Consider the following 19,697-nt stretch of genomic DNA (forward strand, 5'->3'; position numbering starts at 1 on the left):
CGATGTACATTTTTAGCTAAAAATAACTTTATAACGCCAAAAAATCACCCACTCTATTTCACATTTTATATTTTCTATGTTTACCACCTAAAAAAACCGGGTATACACTTCGTTGTGTTTAGCACTCGTTCTACATATCAGTCAGATTGATTTAAAACTTTATAAAGGAGTTACATTGCATGAAGAAACTATTGTTAATCAGCATGATTTGTTTTCTTCTAGTTATTACTTCGGCTTGCGGCAACGGTAATGGCGCATTTAAAGATAAAAAAACCATTACCATCGGCATGAATAACTATACTGAAAACATCGCCTACACGTACGTATGGAAACAGATTTTAGAAGATCGAGGCTACAAGGTTAGAACTGTTTTCTTAGAGAAAGCCGGTGTTTGGGTAGGAACGGCCAATGACGATATTGATATTTCGTTTGCACCATGGCTGCCTACAACAGATGCGCCTTTTTACAAAAAGTATAAAGATCAAGTGAACATCGAAGACCCTTGGCTAAAAAACGCGCGCTTAGGATTCGCAGTTCCCTCCTATATGAAAGATGTGAACACAACGGAAGACCTTGCTAAGGTTGCTTCTGATGTCGATAACAAAGTAATTGGAATTGACCCAGGCTCCAGTATTAATGGATTAGCCGAACAGGCGTTAAAGGATTATGACCTTAAAAGCTATACGCTTGTAAAATCGTCTGAGGCAGCTATGCTCAGTGAACTGCGCAAAGCCTATGATGCCAAAAAACCAATTGTTGTTACTATGTGGAATCCTCACTGGGCTTTTGCAGACTTTGATATCAAATACTTAAAAGATCCTAAAAATTCGTTTGGAGACCCTGACAACATTTACACAATGACAAGCAAGGAATTTAAAAAGACAAATCCTCAAGTCATAAAATGGATGAATAATGCACAGATGAATGATAAATTAATCAGTCCTCTTCTATCACAAGTTGAAAAATCTTCGAATCCTGAAGAAGCAGCGCAAGAATGGGTAAAAAAGCATAAAAAGCTAGTTGACAGTTGGACAAAAGATTAATGGACGTAAAAGAAAACAACAATTGAGGTGGACATATGGAACACGTAAAATTAAAAGTACAAAATATAACCAAAGTGTTTGGTAAGAATCCGTCAAAAGCGATTGATTTACTTCAAAAAGGAAAAACAAAAAAAGAAATTCTAGAAGAAACAGGAATGACAATAGGGGTTAATCAAGCAAACTTCGAAATCAAATCCGGTGAAATCTTCGTTATTATGGGCCTGTCTGGAAGTGGTAAATCCACTTTAGTTCGTATGTTTAATCGCCTTGTTGAACCAACATCTGGATCCCTTATTTTAGACGGTGACGATGTAGTAAAAATGAACAAAGATGAACTCCGCGACATGCGCCGAAAAAAAATGAGCATGGTTTTTCAAAACTTTGCCCTATTCCCTCACCGTACGGTTCTTGATAACACAGAATACGGACTAGAAGTTCAAGGTACACCAAAAGACGAACGTGAAAAGAAAGCAAAAGAAGCGCTTGAATTAGTAGGTTTGAAAGGGTACGAAAATCAATACCCTGGTGAACTGAGCGGCGGTATGCAGCAGCGTGTCGGACTGGCCCGAGCACTTGCCAATGACCCTGATATTTTATTAATGGATGAAGCATTCAGTGCACTAGATCCGCTTATTCGTAAAGACATGCAAGATTTCTTACTGGAGCTTCAAGAAAAAATGGAACGTACAATCATTTTTATTACCCATGATCTTGATGAAGCTCTTCGAATCGGAGATCGCATCGTTTTAATGAAAGACGGCAGTGTTGTTCAGGTAGGAACACCTGAAGAAATTATGACAAACCCTGCCAATGATTATGTTGAGCGCTTTGTGGAAGACGTTAATGTAGCTAAAGTATACACAGCTGAAAGCGTGATGAACCGTGCCGAATCTATTACCGTAGACCGAGGTCCGCGCGTGGCTCTTAAAATTATGCAAGAAGCTGGTTATTCAAGCATCTACGTCGTAGACAAGAAAAAAACTCTTTTAGGAGTTGTAACTGCAGATGATATTAGCCGTGCCATTAAACAAAATAAACTGACAGCAGACGTATTAGATACGGATATTCCAACTGTTACAACAGATACGCTACTAGAAAACCTGTACGACAAAATGGTTATCAGCCGCTTTCCACTACCGGTTGTAGATGAAAACCATCGTCTGCGCGGCATCATTAAAAAAGAACGAGTGATTGAAGCACTCGCCGGTACTGATAGTAATGAGGTGAACGTAAATGAATAGTATTCCTAAAATTCCTGTTGGCAATTGGATTGACCATTTTGTCACGTTTTTAAATGATAATATCAAAGGGTTTTTTGATGTTATTTCAGCTATTGTCGATGGTATTGTAAGTTTTATTGTACTAGTGCTAACCTTTCCACCCGCATTAATTTTAATCTTAATTGTCGGAATCATTGCTTGGTTTTCAAGTAAAAAATGGTCATTTACTATTTTATCGATGATTGGCCTGTTATTTATTCTTAATCTTGGCTACTGGCAAGAAACCATGGACACACTAGCTCTCGTTTTAACAAGCGTACTGATTTCGATTATAGTAGGAATTCCGCTTGGCATTTGGGCATCTCAAAGCGAAAAGACGGCTCGAATTATTACGCCAATCTTAGACTTTATGCAAACAATGCCCGCATTTGTTTATTTGATTCCAGCACTTTTCTTTTTTGGAATCGGTGTGGTACCAGGTGTTATCTCATCTGTTATCTTTGCAATGCCTCCGACGATTCGTTTAACGAACCTAGGTATTCGCGAAGTACCCGCTGACCTAGTAGAAGCAGCAAATGCCTACGGTTCAACAACAAAACAAAAATTATTTAAAGTACAGCTTCCATTAGCCACAAAAACAATCATGGCCGGAATTAACCAAAGCATCATGCTATCTCTTTCAATGGTTGTTATTGCCTCTCTTGTAGGTGCTCCGGGACTTGGTGCGGAAGTATATCGTGCAGTTTCTCGACTTGAAGTCGGCACGGGCTTTGAAGCTGGAATTTCAATCGTTATTTTAGCGATTATTTTAGATCGTATTACGCAATATTTTGGAAATCGTTCAAACCAACGAGCATAAGTAAAAAAAGAAGCCAACTCCGATGAGTTGGCCTCTTTTTATTTATTTTTGTAACACGCTACAAAGATTGCTTCTCCTTGAAACGATTCAATTCTTTGTTGATTTGTTTTGATGTCGAAAAATTGCTTAAATCCGCTTGGTATATTCAGCATATATTGAGTAAGCTCACGCTTTGTCTCTTCCGAAACATTCATCATCCCGCACCAGTCATCAAATAAAAAGCGCTTTGGAAAAGTTGTCAGCACTTCTGTACGGAATCCTTGCATTTCAAGCATAGAAAGCCACTCTGTTTTTTTATAGGCACGATAATGGCTTGGATCTCTTGTCTTTTCAACTCGATTATAAAACTCGTCATAAGCATTCACTTCCGGTGCTACATTATCAATGAGCAAGAACTGTCCGCCTGGCTTTAACACTCGGTACACCTCTTTGATGAACTGTTTAATATTAGGAAAATGGTGCGGTGCAATTCTGCACGTTACCGTATCAAACTCGTCATCTTGAAATGGCATATCTTCAGCATCTCCTTGAACAAACGATACATTTTCATAACCATTTTCTTTAATGAAGCCTTCAGCACTTTGCAGCATTTGAGGAGTTAAGTCAAAAGCCGTTACTTCTTGAAAAACAGGTGCTAGCTTATTTGCCACGTGTCCTCCTCCTGTTGCTACATCAAGCAGCTTTCCTCCTCTATTTTCTTCAGCAATTTCCGCTAAAATAGCTAAATCTTTGCCTTTCGCATGACCTTTACTTTTGACGTACTTTCCAGCATTCCCCCCGAACTGACTGACCACCATTTCTTTATTACTCATCTATTCTCCCCCCATTTTTCTCTTTAAAACTCTCTATTACTTTGCCTAGTGCATTCACATATTTATTATGAAACGTGTGAATGTATTCTTTTTCTTTCTCCCCATTGATGAAACATGCGAAACAGCGGAGGAAGAAGCAGCCAAATGGTTAAAATTCGAAGCACTTGGACCGCTACTACCAACGTCGAATCGGCTTGCAGTACAATTGATGTTGTTGCCATTTCTGCAATGCCTCCAGGAGCAAACGCTAAAATAGACGTAATAAGCCCGATTCCAGTTATTTTGGAGACTGCTAGTGCACAAACAAACATAGCAGCGATCAAACCGATTGTATTAATAAGCGCAACAACTATAATTTTTCTCACGCCAATAAACATTTCTTTATGAAAGCGAGAACCAATACTTGACGCGATAAAAATTTGCGATAAAATCATAACAGAATGAGGCCAGTATGCTTGAAGATTATATCCCGCGTACGATGAAGCAGCTGTTTGAACAATCGCAACAGTAAGCATTCCCCCTACTAACCAAGGAGCAGGAAATTTTAGTTTTTTTCCTATATAATAGCCTACTACTGCTGTAACGATTAAAACGCCTGTCCATAGCAGTGATTCCCACCCAAAAATACTTGGAGTAGCTGACACTGCATGCCGACCTGTATTACTTCCCCAATAGACCACAAATAAAGGAACAGCAAGCACAACTAAAAACACGCGCATTGTTTGAATAATGCTTACAATTGCCGTATTGGCCCCTACCTCTTCAGCCATGCCTGGCATTGCGCTCATTCCTCCAGGAGTCGTGCCGAAAAAGCTTGTTAATAAGTCTGTGGAACTGAACTTCCATAGCAAATAACCGGATAAAAGAGAAAAAACAACGGACAGCAAAAGCATGATCGTAATGGTGGACCAGTGAGATTGAAACGTAGTTAATACAGACAAGTTAATCTTCTGACCTAATTCAATCCCTAAAATACACTGTCCTGCGTACAGCCAATATTTTGGAATACCTTTTTTGCTTGTTTGAGATAAAAAACGCGGCTTTCGGAAAGCTAGAATAGCAGCTAAAATGAGGGTCCCAAGCATCCAGCCAATGGATAAACCTGTTAACGATAAAAGAAATCCTCCTATGCTTGTTAATAAAATAAAAAATATAGATTGTAAAAAAATAATTCTTGCGTTCATATCTACTTCCTTCCTTCTACAAGGCTTTTCTTTCTTACACCGAACATTCCTCTTCTTAACTATAGTATAATTTTAGAGATAATTAAAATATCGAAATTTTATTATAAACCATTCATTTTTTTTATTCCTGGAGGGATAGTATGGACGATCGAGATTGGCTTATTCTACAAGTGTTGTATCGAGAAAAAAACATTACAAAAGCAGCCAAGGAGCTGTTTATCTCTCAGCCTGCGCTTACGCATAGACTGCAGCAGATGGAGAAGGAATTTCATGTTCAGATTGTGAACAGAGGACGCCGCGGCGTTCAATTTACACCACAGGGGGAATATTTAGTGAAGTGTGCAGAAGAAATGCTGCTCACGCTTCAAAAAATAAAAGAAAATGTGTTAAACATGGATGATCAATTAACCGGTACTTTACGTCTAGGAGTGTCTAACTTTTTCACTGACTACAAGCTCCCTGGACTATTACGGCTATTTAAAGAGCGATTTCCTGACGTTGAATTCAAAGTCACCACCGGATGGAGCAGTGACATGGCCCACTTACTTTATAAGCACGATGTTCATATTGCGTTTGTAAAAGGTGATTATAACTGGCAGGATCAGAAAGAGCTGCTTTTTAAAGAAACGATTTGCATTGCGTCTGCACAGCCTGTTGATATAAACAACCTTCCCAATATACCTCGAATTGATTATCACCAAGATCGTTTTTTAAAAACATCTGTTGATAACTGGTGGGCTGAAAATTACTCTCAGCCTCCCCTTGTCAGTATTGAAGTGGATAAAGCAGAAACATGCAAAAAGATGGTTGTAAACGGACTCGGTTATGCGATTTTGCCGAGTATGCTGCTTGATGACGCAGCAGAGATTTACAGATACACGTTAAAAACAAAAGACCAGCAGCCTTTAACGCGCAGTACATGGATGTTTTATCATGAGGATTCATTAAAGATTAACATCGTAAAAGCTTTTATTGAGTTCATTCAAAACTTGGATTTAAAAGATGTACGCTGATAGAAAGAGGTTGAGACATACCGAAATGAATTTAATCTAAAGACGAACAAATGGGATGTATGAGCTGAACTGCTTTTGACCCTGCAGTTGATTTCCGTGCAAGACTTCTCTTTCCGCGGGAGGCCGGTGTGAGCCTCCTCGTCGCTAACTCTCCTGTGGGGTCTCACCTGTTCCGCTTCTCCCGCAGGAGTCTTCGTCTTGCCCTCCAATCAACTGCTAGAAGGAACAAAACAGATGAAACTATCCTCACCAAAACAAAAAAATGAACCACGAATCAAAAACCTTGATCAATGGTTCGTTTTTCACTCCGTCTAAAATCCTTTTATCCCAACCTCTTTCTATTGTATTTATTCATCATTTGTTCCGCCCATTAAGTCAGAATACAGCTTGCTTTGCTGTTCAAGAAAGACTTTAGCACCGCTGCTATTTTTATAAAAAGAGGTTAAATCGTTATCTTTAAGCAGCTGTTCCCATTCTTTTGTATGAACCATTTCATACACTGTCTTATTCCAATATGCTACCTGCTCTTTGGTCATATTAGGCGGTCCCATTAGACCTCTCCAATGGCTAAATGTTACGTCAATTCCCGCTTCTTTCCACGTTGGGATCTCTTTTAACTCTTCTAGCCTGCTGGGAGAAGAAACGGCGAGTATTCTTACCTGCCCTTGTTCATACTGCTTTTTTACTTCTGATAATGACATAGGTGCTACATCTAGCTGATGATGAACGAGCGCATCGATCACTTTATGACTGCTGTTGTAAACGAAAAACTCAAGCTTGGAAGAGTCTACGCCTGCTTTTTTATTTAGCTGCATGAACGATAAATGATCGTCATTTCCTAAGCGAGGTGATATTCCCACTTTCATGCTGGATTCACTTTGATTTAACGTGCGTATGAGCTGTTTTAAATTATATATAGGAGAGTTAGCCGGGACTACGATGACCTCCCATTCAGATGTTAAAATAGCGAGCGGAGTAAAGTCTTTATAGGTTAATTGACTTTGCCCTAGCAAATTATTTGTAATCAGTAAGCTGGAATTTCCGGAAACAATATTCCCTTCTTTTCTCTGTTTAATATATTTCCATCCTTCTTCACCTTGCCCACCTATTTTATTACTAACAGAAACGGGTACCTTCACAATCTTCTTTTCCGTTAGCACCTGTTGAATGGCTCTTACTGTTGCATCTGCTCCTCCGCCTTTTGCACCGGCTGCCACAATTTCAATTTCCCCCATATCAATATGGTCTTTTTTAGAGGGAGAAGAACAGCTAACAAGCAATACACTTATAAACACTATCATGAGCTTTTTGATCATATATACCATCCTTCAAGGCTAATGCTACGCTAAATAGTACTTGCGCTCCGGCCGTCCAATAATCCCATAATCATATTCAACGTGACATTCACCAGTTGATACTAGATACTCTAAATATCGTCTAGCTGTCGTTCTAGATACTCCCATGTGTTGCCCCATCTCTTCGATCGTAATTCCTTTGATGCTTTTTAAAATATCTTTTGACTTTTGTAATGTGATACCATCAATACCTGAAGGAAGAGATTTATCCGCTTTTGGCTTTGTTCTGACATGTCCAAAGTACGCATCAATAAATGATTGATCAACTTCTTCATGCGTACTAAACAGTTCCTTTTTCTCTTGATACTGTTTAATAGCATTAATGAAGGATTCCATCATAACCGGCTTAATCAAATAATTAACGACGCCGTTTCTCAAACAGATTTCTACAATGTTTTTTTCGGTGGCAGCCGTTACCACGATAACGTCAACGTGTGGAAACTGCGCTCTGATTTTTGGCAGTAAATCTGTTCCCATTTCATCTGGCATATAGATGTCTAAAAGAAGTAAATCAACTTTCTTCTCCTTTAGCATTTCAAGCGTCTCTTTTGCATTCAACGCTTTACCTACAACTTCCACACCATCTACTTCTAATAAAAATCGCTCTTGAACTTGAGCAATTCGAAAATCGTCTTCTGCAATTGCGACTCTTAACATTTCAACTCTCCCCTTACTTCTCATGATTCAGTTTTTTGGAAGGTAAACTGAAAAAATGGCTCCTCCTTTTGGCTGATTATACACTTCAATAGATCCTCCAAGCTCATCTACTATTTTCTTTATATTTGCCAGTCCGTATCCTCTGTCTGTACCTTTGGTTGAAAAACCTTTTGTGAAAATTTGATTTAGTACTTCTTCTGATATACCAGGTCCGTTATCCATCACTTCAATAATTAAATCATGACCAATATCGGTAATAAAAAACGACACTTCTTTTTCAGGCTGCTGACTCACCGCTTCAAATGCATTATCAATTAAATTCCCAATAATGATAATGAGATGAGAAATTTCAATATGTTCTGGGAGCGTATCGAGTGTACTCTCCGAATCAACCGAAAAGTGAATTTTCTTTTCAGATGCTTTTCCAATCTTCCCAAGCAATATTGCTTGGACTTTAGAATCTAGTATCTGATCAAATAGAATACGGTTTTGTGTTTGGTGTACGGCTGATTCTTTTTGAATAAACTCAAATGCATCTTTGTACTGCCCTAACTGCAGCAAACCCGACAACACATACAGCTTATTCGTAAACTCATGCGTTTGAGCTCGTAAATCCTCTGAATACTTTCGTACTTCTGAAATCGTATTGATTAAACTTTTTAATTCTGTCTTATCACGAAAACTAGCGACCACTCCTACAATTCGCTGATGTTCAATAATAGGTGTTAAGTTTAAGATAAACGTTTTTTCATTTAGAAAAATCTCTTGGTCGCTTCGGGCTATTCCCGTATCTAGCACTTCAATCATATTCGTATAAGGAAACACTTCAATGATATGATGATGTAAATATTCCGTCTGTAGTCCTAGCATATTTTTAGCTGATGTATTCATCATCGTAATAAAGCCTTGATGATCAATAGCAATAATTCCTTCTTTTATCGAAAGTAAAATCGCATTTCGTTCACGGTATAAAGAAGCGATTTCATGGGGCTCAAGACCGAGAGTATCTTTTTTAATACTTTTAGCTAAAAAAATACCCCCGATCATACCAAGCAATAAAACAGCTAGTGAAAATAGGATAATTTGCTGAATGCGCGTAATGAGCTGAGCATGAACATGAGACTTTAAAAACTCAACCGTCACTACTCCCACGACCTCCGTATACTTTCCGTGACTGATGACAATAGGCGCTTTCCCCATAATTGCAGGACCTGTGGTTCCCTCTCCGTCAAGCGTATAATATCCGCCGAATAATAGTGCTCTATCGTTAACCGCCTCTTTGTCTTTCTTTCCTATCCATTTTTGATTAGCATGAGAATAGATGATTTGCTCACGGTTTTGAACTACAATACTTGCTGCTCCGATTTGTTCCCTCACTTGCTCGGCAAGCGGCTGAATGTAGCGACTCGGCTGTTTTTTTTGAAAAGCAGCTTTGACTTCCGGCATAAATGATATTGATTTGGCTGCTTGAAGAGCCAGCTGCTCGGCTTGCCTTTTAGATTCTACAAACTGCATGTAAGAGAAAATACTCGCTAAAAGAACAATAACAGTTATGATTAATGCTGCGGATAAACCTACGATTTTTGTTTGCAGCGATACTTGAAACCATTTTTTCATTTCATCGCACCTTTAGCCTTTACCTTATAGTTCTATTCCTCTTTTATTTTATCAAAATTTTTTGTATATCCGCTCCTTATTCCAAAAGCTTTTTAGACAAAAAAACTTATCAATCCCAAAAGCGGAATTGATAAGTTTTTAGGTTCATGATCTTTACAGCGTAATAACTCCTGTAATAATAGCTACTAAAAGCATCACCATCGCTGTTCCAATCGTCCACTTTAAAGTAAAGCGCTGGAATTCACCAAGCTCGACTTTTGCCATACCGACCAATAGATACGTAGAAGCAACTAAAGGACTTAGTAAGTGAACAGGTTGACCAATCAATGAAGCACGGCCAATTTCTGCAGCATCAATACCGTATGCTGAAGCTGCTTGAGCAATAATTGGTAAAATTCCATAGTAGTAAGCATCATTTGACATAAAGAACGTAAATGGCATACTTGTGATGGCTGTAATCACAGACATGTAAGGCCCTAACGCATCTGGAATTAATCCTACTAAACTATTACCCATTGCATCTACCATTTTTGTACCTGATAAAATGCCTGTGAATACGCCTGCTGCGAATACAAGAGATACAACAGCAAGTACATTACCGGCATGTGCTGTGATACGCTCTTTTTGAACTTCTAAATTTGGATAGTTAATCATGATAGCGATTGCAAATCCAATCATAAACAGAACTTGAAGCGGCATAACTGCTGTGATAAGTCCTACTAATAAGAGAGCTGTTAAAGCAAAGTTTACCCATAAAAGCTTCGGACGCTTGTACTCGATTCCTTCAGCAGCGGCTGCTTCTGCAAAAGCTACTTGAGCATTTGTAACGTCTTGAATATCAATAACACCTAAGCGCTGGCGCTCTTTTTTCCCGAAATAGTAAGCCGTAAATAATAACCAAACAGCTCCACCAATCATGGCTGGAATCAGTGGTGTGAACACCTGTGAAGCATCTAACTTCAATGCGCTCATCACACGAGCAGTAGGTCCGCCCCAAGGCGTTAAGTTCATAACTCCACTACCCATAATAGCGATACAGGCTAAAATCATAGGCTTCATGTTTAGCTTTTTATAAAGCGGAAGCATCGCTGAGAGCGTAATCATATATGTTGTTGTTCCGTCTCCGTCTAATGAGATAATAAGAACTAAAATAGCTGTACCAATTGTGATTTTTAGTGGATCACCTTTTACGATTTTTAAAATTCTTCCTACAACTGGATCAAACAAACCAGCATCAATCATAATCCCAAAATATAAAATAGCAAACATTAACATAACGCCTGTAGGTGCTAATTCTTTTACACCATTTAAAGCCATTTCTCCAATATCACTTGTGAATCCCCCTATGATTGCAAACAATACTGGAATAACCATTAAAGCAATAAGCGGCGTTAATCGTTTTGTCATAATTAGAAACATAAATGTACAAACCATCAAAAACCCAAGAATAGCTAACATTATTACCCCTCCTATTTTTGAATCCGCTTTCATAACAGTGGAAGCGATTCGTTTGTATGTATGACTCGCATATGTATGCCAGTTCGTCTATACGATTACAACATCGCTTGTTCACTATTAAGTTGTACCTTAAAACTTTAAAATTTTCTGTTTTTTCTTAAAATAATCATAATTTACAGGAGGGTATAGTGTAAATAATTCGTACTATAAAAACTTTTAAAACTTTATGGGTAATTAAATCCTTTTTGTTCATTGGAAGAATAAAAGAAAGGAAGAGGAAAAAAGATAGGAAAATAAAAAACGGAGAGAGAGGAACTATTCTCGTGAATTATTCAATTTGAACTCTAAGAGAATAAGCTCCAGAATGAGGAGTTTTATTCCATTGAGTAAGAGACTCCTCTAAAAATGGAATGTTTTTCAACTTCTTTGTTTGGAACTTTTCTATTTTTGAATATTTCTCTAAAGCATACGTATTAGCAAACATTTCTTGCGTTCTATTTCCTTCTTTTAAAAGCGTTCCATTTGTCATACGATCCACATGATGGCCTAATTCATGCAGAATGATAAAAGCAAATTGATGAGGCTTTTTATTTTTTGTTGTATCGATAAAGACAATAGGACATTCCGTTACTGTATATTTAATATAGTCAATTTCAAACTGAAGTTTGCGCTTATCTTTTGGAAGGTTATCATTAAATTGGCCATAGTACACGCCTAGCACATCTTTCCCTTGCACTTTTACACTGCCTAAGCAATACACACCTTTTAGCCCATCCCAGTCTTTTTCGTCTGTTACATTAGCAATTTCCTGCAGGGCGGCTTTTTGCTTCGCACTCATGACTCCATGAAACGTTACGCCATGAATTTGGATTTTTTCACTACGCTTAAACATCTTCTTGCCTCCTTTGCTAAATTCCTTCTACAACATATTATTTAGCAATAAGTATATTCATTCACAATACATGGTTAAAAACATGAAGTTAATGTCAAGATTCCCGTTTTGATGTTTTTTAACCCTGCTTATATGCTGCTTCGTTTATTTTCTATTTTTACTATATTACATATGTAGCCATTAATAAAATATCATTTTTTTATGATTTATCATTACTTTTTTTTATTTCTATTTTTGTTTATCGATAATCTGAAGCCTCCGTATCATTTTTAAATTTAAAACCATTGCTATATAAAGAAAAGGATAGCAAAAAAACGAGTATAGCGTCTTCCATTCGTTATAATAAAACACTTCTGTTTGGGCAGAAATATATTCAAACAGGGTTGTAAGAATTACCCACACTGTAATATATAAAGCTTTTTTAGCCAAACTCTTGCTCTGTGGATAAAAATTTAAAAATACACTATTCGTTGCAGGATAAACAAAAATAAAAATTAAAAGATATTCAAAATCTACTCCTTTTGTGAAGAATCCATAAAGATCATATTTAACATCAAGATATATATCTGCTACCGATCCTAAAAACATAACAAACAAAGAAGTTGTGTACATTTCTATCCAGCTGATACGTTTTGGCATAACTAGTACACTCAAAATAGAAATCACCGTTGTAAGGATTAAGAGCACCATGCTGAGGACCTCGTTTTCTATAGGAGATAGAAACAGCTTTCCCATTGGATATTAAATTCATTCTGAAGGCTAAAAAATTAAGACTTCGCAGAAAAAGAGATTGAGGCATAACGAAAGCAAGCCAAACTAAATACGAACAAATAGGATAAATGATTTGGACTGCGTGGTACACCGCTGTTGATTTTCGTGCAAAACTTCACTTACCCTTCTGCGGGGTCTCAGCCACTCCACTTTCCTCCCGGAGTCTTCGCCTTACCCTCTAATCAACAGCTAGAAGCAAATATATACAATCTACGTTCACCATCACAATAAAAGATCCGAACGAGTTGGATTCTCTATCAAGAATCTCAATTCATCGTTCGGATCTTCCTTCAACTAAACTACTTTTGTTTCAGCTTCTTTTTGTTAACGAAAGGAAATGATGCAAGAACCAAGCTCTTGCTGTCCCCATTTAAGTGAAAGCTCATCATGATGAGTAAGCGGACCTACTCCCTCAGGTGTCCCTGTAAAAATAAGATCTCCTTTATCAAGACCAAAATGTTTTCCTGTAAAATCAATAATCGTTTGTAAGTCAAAAATCAAATCTTTAATATTCCCCAGCTGCACGCGTTCATTGTTTTTCACTAACGAAAAGTCTTTCTTCTTAGATGCTTCTACTCCTTCAAATGGAATAAAGTTTCCCACGACCGCTGAACGTTTGAACCCTTTTGCAAGCAGCCAAGGGTGCTTTTTTTGTTTTAATTCGCTCTGCACGTCTCGAAGGGTCAAGTCTAATCCAATCGTCATCTCGTCAACAAGTTCATCTACTGTTATGCCCTCTTTGTAAGATTGTCCAATATGAAGAATCAGTTCAGTTTCAAAGTGCACCTCTCCTTGGTCGCTAGGAAGAGTGATTGATTGTCCAGCTGCTTCAACGAGAGCGTGAGTAGGTTTGGAAAATAAAAAAGGTGATGTTGGAATATCATTATGTAATTCTTTTGCATGCAGTGCGTAGTTCCGCCCTACACAATAAATATTTTTAATATCTTTCACTTTCATCATCCCTTCTTTCGTTCAAATAAAGATTTTTCAACTTGTATTCTTTTATTTTACAAAAAAAAAAGATTGGGACATAATAAAATGAATCTAATCTAAAGACAGAAAATGGGGATAAATGAGCTGAACTGCTTATGACACCTTTGTTGATTTCCGTGTAACAGCTAGAAGGACCTGCCCACACGAAACCTACGTTCACCATGACCATAAAAAACACGAACGATCTATTTTTGATAGATCGTTCGTGTTTAACGTTAGCGAAACAACTTTTCTCACATTCTCTTTCTTTTAATCCGTTATTTTCTAGCCCATTTTGTAATGCCTTTGATATCATCTGGAGTTGTACGACAGCACCCTCCGATTAACTGAGCACCTGCTTCATACCAGCTGTGAGCGCTGGAGCCATACGTTTCGCCTGCAGATATCCCGTTCCATGTTTTAGATTCAGCATCATAATGCTCCCCTGAATTTGGATACACAATGACTGGCTTATCCGTTTGAGATTTAATTTCTTTAATAAGTGAAGAAATATATTGAGGCGGCGTACAGTTAACTCCAAGAGCCGCTACTTGCTCATAGGAATCCAGATAGCGTGCACACTCCGAGATTAATGTTCCGCTGCTAATGTGCAGGTCATCTTTTGCGCTGAACGTAATCCATGCGTACGCTCCTTCAAACTCTTCTAGCAGCCTCGCAATGGCTCTTGCTTCCATTACATTAGGAATAGTTTCACAAGCTAATACGTCTGCTCCTGCTTCAATTAATGCTTTCATACGAGGACGATGAAATTCCATTAACTCTTCTTCTGTTACGTCATACTGTCCAGTATATTCCGATCCGTTTGCTAAAAATGCTCCGTAAGGCCCTACCGAAGCGGCGACAATTGGTTTTGGGCGATTAAGACGATTCTCTTCTTGCTGCCAAAATTCATCTCTTGCTTCAGCCGCAATTTTTACAGATGCTTGAATTAACTCGCGAGCCTCTGCTTCACTCAAACCACGTTTAGAAAAACCTTCAAATGTGCTTTGATAACTTGCTGTAATCGCACAGTCAGCTCCTGCTGAAAAGTAATCTTGATGCACTCTCTTAATCAATTCTGGCTGCTCCATCAGCACTTTAGCAGACCATAAGCTGTCGTTTAGATCACAGCCATATCTCTCCAGTTCAGTTGCCATTGCACCATCTAGTACAATCACAGGAAATGTATGTAAAATTTGTTGGATAGGATTCATTGTTTAATCTAGGGTTGTCCACTAGCAGTTAGCTTCGATTACCCTATCCTCCTTTCAGATAATTTAAAATATATGCAAAAAAGTCTAAAGGACTAGGCAACTTTTGTCAAGAAACCGAAAAAACGAGCATGGATTTATAACCAAGCTTTTTTTAATCGTTTTATTCCTTCTTCTATTTCTTCTCTCCCCAAACTTCCGAAGCCTAACAAAACATGAGGCTTTTGTTTAGGTACTTCCGTAAGCCAATAACGAGAGGTACCGTAGACAGAGACATCTTGCTTTCGAGCTGCGTTAATTAATTGCTGTTCGTTCATATCGTTGTGCACGCGTATAAGTATATGCAAACCTGCAGATTCTCCTGACAACGTGATGTTTTTGTTAAACTCCTTCTGTAAAGCTGCTAAAAGAGTACTGTGTTTCAGTTGATAAGCAGTTCTTACTCTTCTTAAATGCTTACTCCACTCTCCATTTTTCATCATCAGCCCGAGCGTCCGCTGATGGAGAGTTGGAACAGCTTGCTCGTATAAAGAGAAGCGTTCATGATATTCCTTTAGAAGAACTTCAGGTAATACAAGGTAGCTGATTCTTAAAGAAGGCATAAAAGATTTTGAAAATGTACCTGTATAAATGACGCGCCCCTCAGTGTCTAAGCTTTGCAATGAAGGGATGGGAGAGCCTTTATAACGAAATTCTCCGTCATAATCATCTTCAATAATAAACCCGTTGCGGTCATTCGCCCATTTAAGAAGCTCTATTCTTCTTGAAACAGGCATGATCATTCCGTATGGAAACTGATGAGATGGTGTGACATAAACAGCTCGTGCTAGGCTATCATAAAGCTCTTGGATGTTTATCCCTTTGTTATTAAGCGACACGGGTTTTAAGGAAAATCCATGCTGCTTAAATACAAAGCTAGCCCCGTCATAACAAGGGTTTTCAAAGGCAATGTCCCAGATGCTTGGTTTTAGCATCTGCGCTAGTAAACTGAGTGATTGCTGCGTACCTGCTCCAATAATAATTTGATGTTTTGAACAAACCACTCCTCTTGATTGATAAAGGTACGTCGCAATTTCTTCTCGCAGTGATTCTTCTCCTTGACTTTCTTGGTAAGTAAACAGAGATTCTCTATAAGTTTGAAGACTTTCATTGTATCGTTTTTTCCACTCATCCAAGGGAAACAAACGGTTATCAACTTTTCCATACCGAAAATCATAGGTATACGACTTTGTTTCTGAGTGAGGATGTAAAAATACAGTCGGCTTTCTATCTGTTTGCAGTAAATCAAACTGTGTATTCGTTACGTACAGTCCACTTTTGGGCCTGCTTTCTACATACCCTTCAGCTAAAAGCTGCTGATAGGCCATATCTACAGTATTTCGACTTACGTTTAAGTAATCAGCAAAAGACCGGATAGAAGGCAGTTTGTCATTCACTTCTACCCTGCTGGATACAATTTCTTTTTTTATATATTCATATAGCTGGTGATACAAAGGCATATCATCTTTGCGGTTTAATAAAGGTGTGAACTTCACGCTAGCTCCTTTCATCTGTCCCTATTTTTTTTTTCAAATCTGGCTCTTTTAGAGGGGATACATTTCTTTTACTATAAGTGTAGATCATCTGATTAAAAAGGAGAAGATTTAATGACTACTATTACAATTCGTCAAGCTAATGCCGCTGACATGGAAGCACTTATTTCATTAATGAACGAATACATTGTTGATTTTTACAAGCGCCCTCAGCCTACCAAAAAGCAGCTGAGAAATTTAATTAATCACTTATTTCAGCATCCGGATGCTGGCGTTCAGTTTATCGCGACTCAAAATGACGAAGCAGTAGGTTTTTCGACGCTTTATTTTACATTTAGCACCACGCGTGTAAAGCCTGTAGCGATTTTAAATGACTTGTACGTTACTGAAAAAGCAAGAGGACAAAAAATTGGAGAAAAGTTATTTTCGACTAGTCACCAGTATACAAAAGAACATCAGTATGCAACTATGTCTTGGGAAACGGCTTATGATAACACAAGAGCCCAAATGCTTTACAGAAAAATGGGCGGAAATGTAACAAACGATGAATGGATTCACTACGACATTTCAAACGATATTTTATAATATTCTTCCATCCATAAAGTTTTAACACGTTCTTAACACTCCTTTCATAAATGTGTTTTATGATGAATACGACAAATAAATTAGTTTCTGTATGTATTTGTCACATTCTCTGTTAAAGTTTTCACAAAGTGTTCAAACTTTAAGTGAAAACGCTTTCTATTTTTGTGTATAATAAAAATATGCAAATGAAAATGAATGTTACAGCTCGTTAATCATAAACATTTTAAATATGGAAGGAGTTTTGAAGATGATTTTAAAAGCATTAAGAAAAAACGGGGCCGTTACAATTAACTATTATAAAAACGGTTTGCTTCAAACGTTTAAAGGAAAAGTACAGCGCCTAGATTTAACGGACCAAACGCTTTCATTAAAAGATGAACAGCAAAATACTTTCTCTATTCGCTTATCGGGAATTAAAGAAATTTATTAATGAATAGTTTACAGTAAAAAAGAACATGATGTTCATTCTGCTTTGCAGAAGTCATCATGTTCTTTTGATTTTAGCTTTATTTAGCTGATGTTTCTGTTTCTTCTTTCCCGTACATATATTTCGAAGGGTCGACTGTTTGAAAATCCTTCAGCTTGTGGAAACGAAGCAAGTCTCCATAAAGCACTTGATCAGATAACTCCAGTTCTTTCGCTACCTTCTGTTTATAAGCTTTCATTTGATTATTTTCTTTAAGGGCTTGGCCCGTCTTAGAATCATAATACGTTCCATCCACTAATGTATATTTAGGAGATACGTAGTTGCCATTGCGGAATGCAACTACATCATCATGATCCTTAGAAAATAAATCTGTGCCAAATTGGATAAACTCTTTGCTGTCAATCCCTACTAAATGAAGAAGAGTTGGCACAACGTCAATTTCTCCACCGTACGTATGATTAACTCCGCCTTTCACTCCAGGAACGTGAATGAATAGAGGTACACGCTGCAGCTGAGCATTTTCATAAGGGGTAATTTCTTTTCCCATTACTTTTTCCATTGCCGCATTATGATTTTCAGAAATACCGTAGTGATCTCCATAAATCATAATCACAGAATTATCATAAAGCCCAGAAGCTTTCAGTTCTTGGAAGAAAGATTGCAATGATTCGTCTAAATAACGAGCCGTTTGGAAATAACGGTCAACTGTTGCATCGCCCGTGTTAGCCGGCTGTATGCTTGCCTCATTGTTTCCAAGTAAAAATGGAAAGTGATTTGTTAACGTAATTAAATGCGCATAGAACGGCTGCGGTAAAGACTGCAGCATTGGAACAGATTCTTTAAAGAACGGTTTGTCTTTTAAACCATAATTAATTTTATTTTCACCCGTCATATTGTAATAACTTGCATCAAAGAACTTATCCACACCGAACTGCTTGTAAATTTCGTTACGGTTCCAAAACGTCTTATAGTCTCCGTGCAGCACAGCGCTCGTATAGCCAGCTTTTTGATCCAAAATAGCTGGTGCTGCCTGATACGTATTGCTTCCTTTCAGTACAAAGGCAGAACCTTGAGGAAGGCCGTATAGAGAATTGTCCATCATCAGCTCAGCATCTGATGTTTTTCCTTGTCCCGTTTGATGAAAGAAGTTATCAAAATACGTAAAGTCATTTCCATGGGCCAACGAATTTAAGAAAGGTGTCACTTCCTGGCCATTTAATTTGTAATCAATTAAAAAAGACTGAAATGATTCCAAATGAATTTTAATAATATTTTTCCCTTTAGCTTTTCCAAAATAAACGGAATTAGGCTCCGCATAATGACTGTTTTTAAAATTAACGACGTTTGTTAAATCATTGCTGCTTGCAAAAGCTCGCTGTTTAGAGTTTTGAGCAGTCTGAACACCGTCATACATCGTATAATTATAGGCGCCTAAATACTTTACTAGATAATTGCGGTCAAAAGTTCGAGATAGAAGCTGCGGGCGATCAATTTCTGCTAATGTTAAATTTACAGAAAAAACCATAAATCCTAAAGAAAGAATGGTTACAGCATTCTTAACCGATACTTTTTCATTATGCCAGTCAATTTTTTTACTAAAAAAGAAGAAAAAATAAATAATAAAATCAACAAAATAAAAAACATCATGTGCTTTTAATAAATCCATAATGCTTCCGCCCATACTTCCTGCATTACTTGTTTGCAACAGTGTAGGAAGCGTTACAAAATCGTTAAAAAAACGATAATAGAGAACGTTGCTGTATAACAGCAGCGTCATAATGAAACTGCCTGCAAGGATCCAAGCTCCTGCTTTCTTTCCTTTTAAAAATAAGCCGATTCCTAAAAAAATCAGCACTGAACTCACAGGGTTTATGAACAGCAGCATTTGCTGCATTACGCCGCTTACGCCTAAGTTAAATTCAGTTTTATAAGCCACATACGACTTTATCCACATTAAAACAGCGGCTAATATGAAATAGTGCAGCGGCTTAGAAACGATTCGCTTCATTTTGATTTTCCTTTCTCGATTAGTTTATGAGTAGATTCACAAAGAACATATAGAAAACCTTTATCATTGTACTCATAGAAA

Annotated in this window: 18 protein-coding genes and 1 pseudogene; 6 read left to right on the top strand and 13 right to left on the bottom strand. The window is 37.7% G+C overall.

Annotation, left to right across the window (positions count from 1 at the left end; all coding sequences use genetic code 11):
• The first annotated feature begins 179 nt into the window (after positions 1-179).
• From AC0KUU_RS15900 to AC0KUU_RS15910, 3 genes are read left to right on the top strand one after another with little or no spacing between them, the layout of a single operon-like run.
• Positions 180-1,043 carry a glycine betaine ABC transporter substrate-binding protein gene (locus tag AC0KUU_RS15900; RefSeq protein ID WP_043980248.1) on the top strand — a complete coding sequence of 288 codons (864 nt, stop codon included), beginning with the start codon at positions 180-182 and terminating at the stop codon, positions 1,041-1,043.
• A gap of 35 nt (positions 1,044-1,078) precedes the next feature.
• Positions 1,079-2,284 (top strand): quaternary amine ABC transporter ATP-binding protein, encoded by a 1,206-nt coding sequence (locus tag AC0KUU_RS15905; protein ID WP_043980250.1) that lies wholly within the window; start codon positions 1,079-1,081, stop codon positions 2,282-2,284.
• The gene (locus AC0KUU_RS15910; protein WP_013081885.1) at positions 2,277-3,122 is read left to right on the top strand and encodes an ABC transporter permease; all 846 of its coding nucleotides are present in this window, start codon (positions 2,277-2,279) and stop codon (positions 3,120-3,122) included. Before AC0KUU_RS15905 ends, AC0KUU_RS15910 begins: the two co-directional genes overlap by 8 nt.
• 38 nt (positions 3,123-3,160) lie before the next feature.
• Here AC0KUU_RS15910 and AC0KUU_RS15915 read toward each other — a convergent pair whose 3' ends face one another.
• Both AC0KUU_RS15915 and AC0KUU_RS15920 read right to left on the bottom strand, forming a co-directional pair.
• Positions 3,161-3,934, bottom strand: a complete 774-nt coding sequence (locus AC0KUU_RS15915; protein ID WP_043980252.1) for a class I SAM-dependent methyltransferase — start codon at positions 3,932-3,934, stop codon at positions 3,161-3,163.
• A 65-nt stretch (positions 3,935-3,999) separates the two neighbouring features.
• The gene (locus AC0KUU_RS15920; RefSeq protein ID WP_043980254.1) at positions 4,000-5,118 is read right to left on the bottom strand and encodes an AbrB family transcriptional regulator; all 1,119 of its coding nucleotides are present in this window, start codon (positions 5,116-5,118) and stop codon (positions 4,000-4,002) included.
• A gap of 140 nt (positions 5,119-5,258) precedes the next feature.
• Between AC0KUU_RS15920 and AC0KUU_RS15925 the strand changes: the two genes are divergently transcribed.
• A complete protein-coding gene (locus AC0KUU_RS15925; RefSeq protein WP_043980256.1) occupies positions 5,259-6,131 on the top strand; it encodes a LysR family transcriptional regulator in 873 nt (290 codons plus the stop codon).
• Positions 6,132-6,162: 31 nt separating this feature from the next.
• On the opposite strand, the pseudogene AC0KUU_RS15930 reads toward AC0KUU_RS15925, so the two are convergent.
• The 10 genes and pseudogenes from AC0KUU_RS15930 to pdxR all read right to left on the bottom strand — a co-directional run bounded on the left by AC0KUU_RS15930 (position 6,163) and on the right by pdxR (position 16,599).
• Positions 6,163-6,344, bottom strand: a pseudogene (locus tag AC0KUU_RS15930) (hypothetical protein).
• 134 nt (positions 6,345-6,478) lie between these two features.
• A complete protein-coding gene (locus AC0KUU_RS15935; protein ID WP_043980258.1) occupies positions 6,479-7,447 on the bottom strand; it encodes a tripartite tricarboxylate transporter substrate binding protein in 969 nt (322 codons plus the stop codon).
• Between the two features lie 24 nt (positions 7,448-7,471).
• Positions 7,472-8,143: a response regulator gene (locus AC0KUU_RS15940; RefSeq protein WP_013081881.1), complete on the bottom strand. Its 672-nt coding sequence runs from the start codon at positions 8,141-8,143 to the stop codon at positions 7,472-7,474.
• A 27-nt stretch (positions 8,144-8,170) separates the two neighbouring features.
• Positions 8,171-9,760 carry a sensor histidine kinase gene (locus tag AC0KUU_RS15945; protein WP_322551750.1) on the bottom strand — a complete coding sequence of 530 codons (1,590 nt, stop codon included), beginning with the start codon at positions 9,758-9,760 and terminating at the stop codon, positions 8,171-8,173.
• Between the two features lie 153 nt (positions 9,761-9,913).
• Entirely contained in the window at positions 9,914-11,218 is a 1,305-nt protein-coding gene (locus tag AC0KUU_RS15950) for a CitMHS family transporter (RefSeq protein WP_043980264.1), read from the bottom strand.
• Between the two features lie 328 nt (positions 11,219-11,546).
• A complete protein-coding gene (locus AC0KUU_RS15955) occupies positions 11,547-12,110 on the bottom strand; it encodes an ImmA/IrrE family metallo-endopeptidase (RefSeq protein WP_043980266.1) in 564 nt (187 codons plus the stop codon).
• Between the two features lie 228 nt (positions 12,111-12,338).
• Positions 12,339-12,749: a CBO0543 family protein gene (locus AC0KUU_RS15960; protein WP_157842262.1), complete on the bottom strand. Its 411-nt coding sequence runs from the start codon at positions 12,747-12,749 to the stop codon at positions 12,339-12,341.
• Between the two features lie 456 nt (positions 12,750-13,205).
• Complete coding sequence (locus tag AC0KUU_RS15965; protein ID WP_013081877.1) at positions 13,206-13,838, bottom strand: fumarylacetoacetate hydrolase family protein; 633 nt, start codon at positions 13,836-13,838, stop codon at positions 13,206-13,208.
• A gap of 293 nt (positions 13,839-14,131) precedes the next feature.
• Positions 14,132-15,067, bottom strand: coding sequence for a homocysteine S-methyltransferase (mmuM, locus tag AC0KUU_RS15970; protein ID WP_043980270.1), 936 nt, complete (start codon positions 15,065-15,067; stop codon positions 14,132-14,134).
• A gap of 134 nt (positions 15,068-15,201) precedes the next feature.
• The gene (gene pdxR, locus AC0KUU_RS15975) at positions 15,202-16,599 is read right to left on the bottom strand and encodes a MocR-like pyridoxine biosynthesis transcription factor PdxR (RefSeq protein WP_043980272.1); all 1,398 of its coding nucleotides are present in this window, start codon (positions 16,597-16,599) and stop codon (positions 15,202-15,204) included.
• 111 nt (positions 16,600-16,710) lie between these two features.
• On the opposite strand from pdxR, the gene AC0KUU_RS15980 reads away from it, so the two are divergent.
• Positions 16,711-17,181 (top strand): GNAT family N-acetyltransferase, encoded by a 471-nt coding sequence (locus AC0KUU_RS15980; RefSeq protein WP_043980274.1) that lies wholly within the window; start codon positions 16,711-16,713, stop codon positions 17,179-17,181.
• Between the two features lie 229 nt (positions 17,182-17,410).
• Positions 17,411-17,611: a YolD-like family protein gene (locus tag AC0KUU_RS15985; protein WP_074893948.1), complete on the top strand. Its 201-nt coding sequence runs from the start codon at positions 17,411-17,413 to the stop codon at positions 17,609-17,611.
• 76 nt (positions 17,612-17,687) lie between these two features.
• Here AC0KUU_RS15985 and ltaS read toward each other — a convergent pair whose 3' ends face one another.
• Positions 17,688-19,616 (bottom strand): lipoteichoic acid synthase, encoded by a 1,929-nt coding sequence (gene ltaS / locus AC0KUU_RS15990; RefSeq protein ID WP_043980277.1) that lies wholly within the window; start codon positions 19,614-19,616, stop codon positions 17,688-17,690.
• Positions 19,617-19,697: the final 81 nt, after the last annotated feature.

The organism is Priestia sp. ST2 (genome assembly GCF_055810735.1).

Bases quoted from the DNA above. Each gene is read 5' to 3' on its own strand.
- AC0KUU_RS15900 (WP_043980248.1), top strand. From the start codon at position 180: ATGAAGAAACTATTGTTAATCAGCATGATTTGTTTTCTTCTAGTTATT.
- AC0KUU_RS15905 (WP_043980250.1), top strand. From the start codon at position 1,079: ATGGAACACGTAAAATTAAAAGTACAAAATATAACCAAAGTGTTTGGT.
- AC0KUU_RS15910 (WP_013081885.1), top strand. From the start codon at position 2,277: ATGAATAGTATTCCTAAAATTCCTGTTGGCAATTGGATTGACCATTTT.
- AC0KUU_RS15915 (WP_043980252.1), bottom strand. From the start codon at position 3,934: ATGAGTAATAAAGAAATGGTGGTCAGTCAGTTCGGGGGGAATGCTGGA.
- AC0KUU_RS15920 (WP_043980254.1), bottom strand. From the start codon at position 5,118: ATGAACGCAAGAATTATTTTTTTACAATCTATATTTTTTATTTTATTA.
- AC0KUU_RS15925 (WP_043980256.1), top strand. From the start codon at position 5,259: ATGGACGATCGAGATTGGCTTATTCTACAAGTGTTGTATCGAGAAAAA.
- AC0KUU_RS15935 (WP_043980258.1), bottom strand. From the start codon at position 7,447: ATGATCAAAAAGCTCATGATAGTGTTTATAAGTGTATTGCTTGTTAGC.
- AC0KUU_RS15940 (WP_013081881.1), bottom strand. From the start codon at position 8,143: ATGTTAAGAGTCGCAATTGCAGAAGACGATTTTCGAATTGCTCAAGTT.
- AC0KUU_RS15945 (WP_322551750.1), bottom strand. From the start codon at position 9,760: ATGAAAAAATGGTTTCAAGTATCGCTGCAAACAAAAATCGTAGGTTTA.
- AC0KUU_RS15950 (WP_043980264.1), bottom strand. From the start codon at position 11,218: ATGTTAGCTATTCTTGGGTTTTTGATGGTTTGTACATTTATGTTTCTA.
- AC0KUU_RS15955 (WP_043980266.1), bottom strand. From the start codon at position 12,110: ATGTTTAAGCGTAGTGAAAAAATCCAAATTCATGGCGTAACGTTTCAT.
- AC0KUU_RS15960 (WP_157842262.1), bottom strand. From the start codon at position 12,749: ATGCCAAAACGTATCAGCTGGATAGAAATGTACACAACTTCTTTGTTT.
- AC0KUU_RS15965 (WP_013081877.1), bottom strand. From the start codon at position 13,838: ATGAAAGTGAAAGATATTAAAAATATTTATTGTGTAGGGCGGAACTAC.
- mmuM (WP_043980270.1), bottom strand. From the start codon at position 15,067: ATGAATCCTATCCAACAAATTTTACATACATTTCCTGTGATTGTACTA.
- AC0KUU_RS15980 (WP_043980274.1), top strand. From the start codon at position 16,711: ATGACTACTATTACAATTCGTCAAGCTAATGCCGCTGACATGGAAGCA.
- AC0KUU_RS15985 (WP_074893948.1), top strand. From the start codon at position 17,411: ATGGAAGGAGTTTTGAAGATGATTTTAAAAGCATTAAGAAAAAACGGG.
- ltaS (WP_043980277.1), bottom strand. From the start codon at position 19,616: ATGAAGCGAATCGTTTCTAAGCCGCTGCACTATTTCATATTAGCCGCT.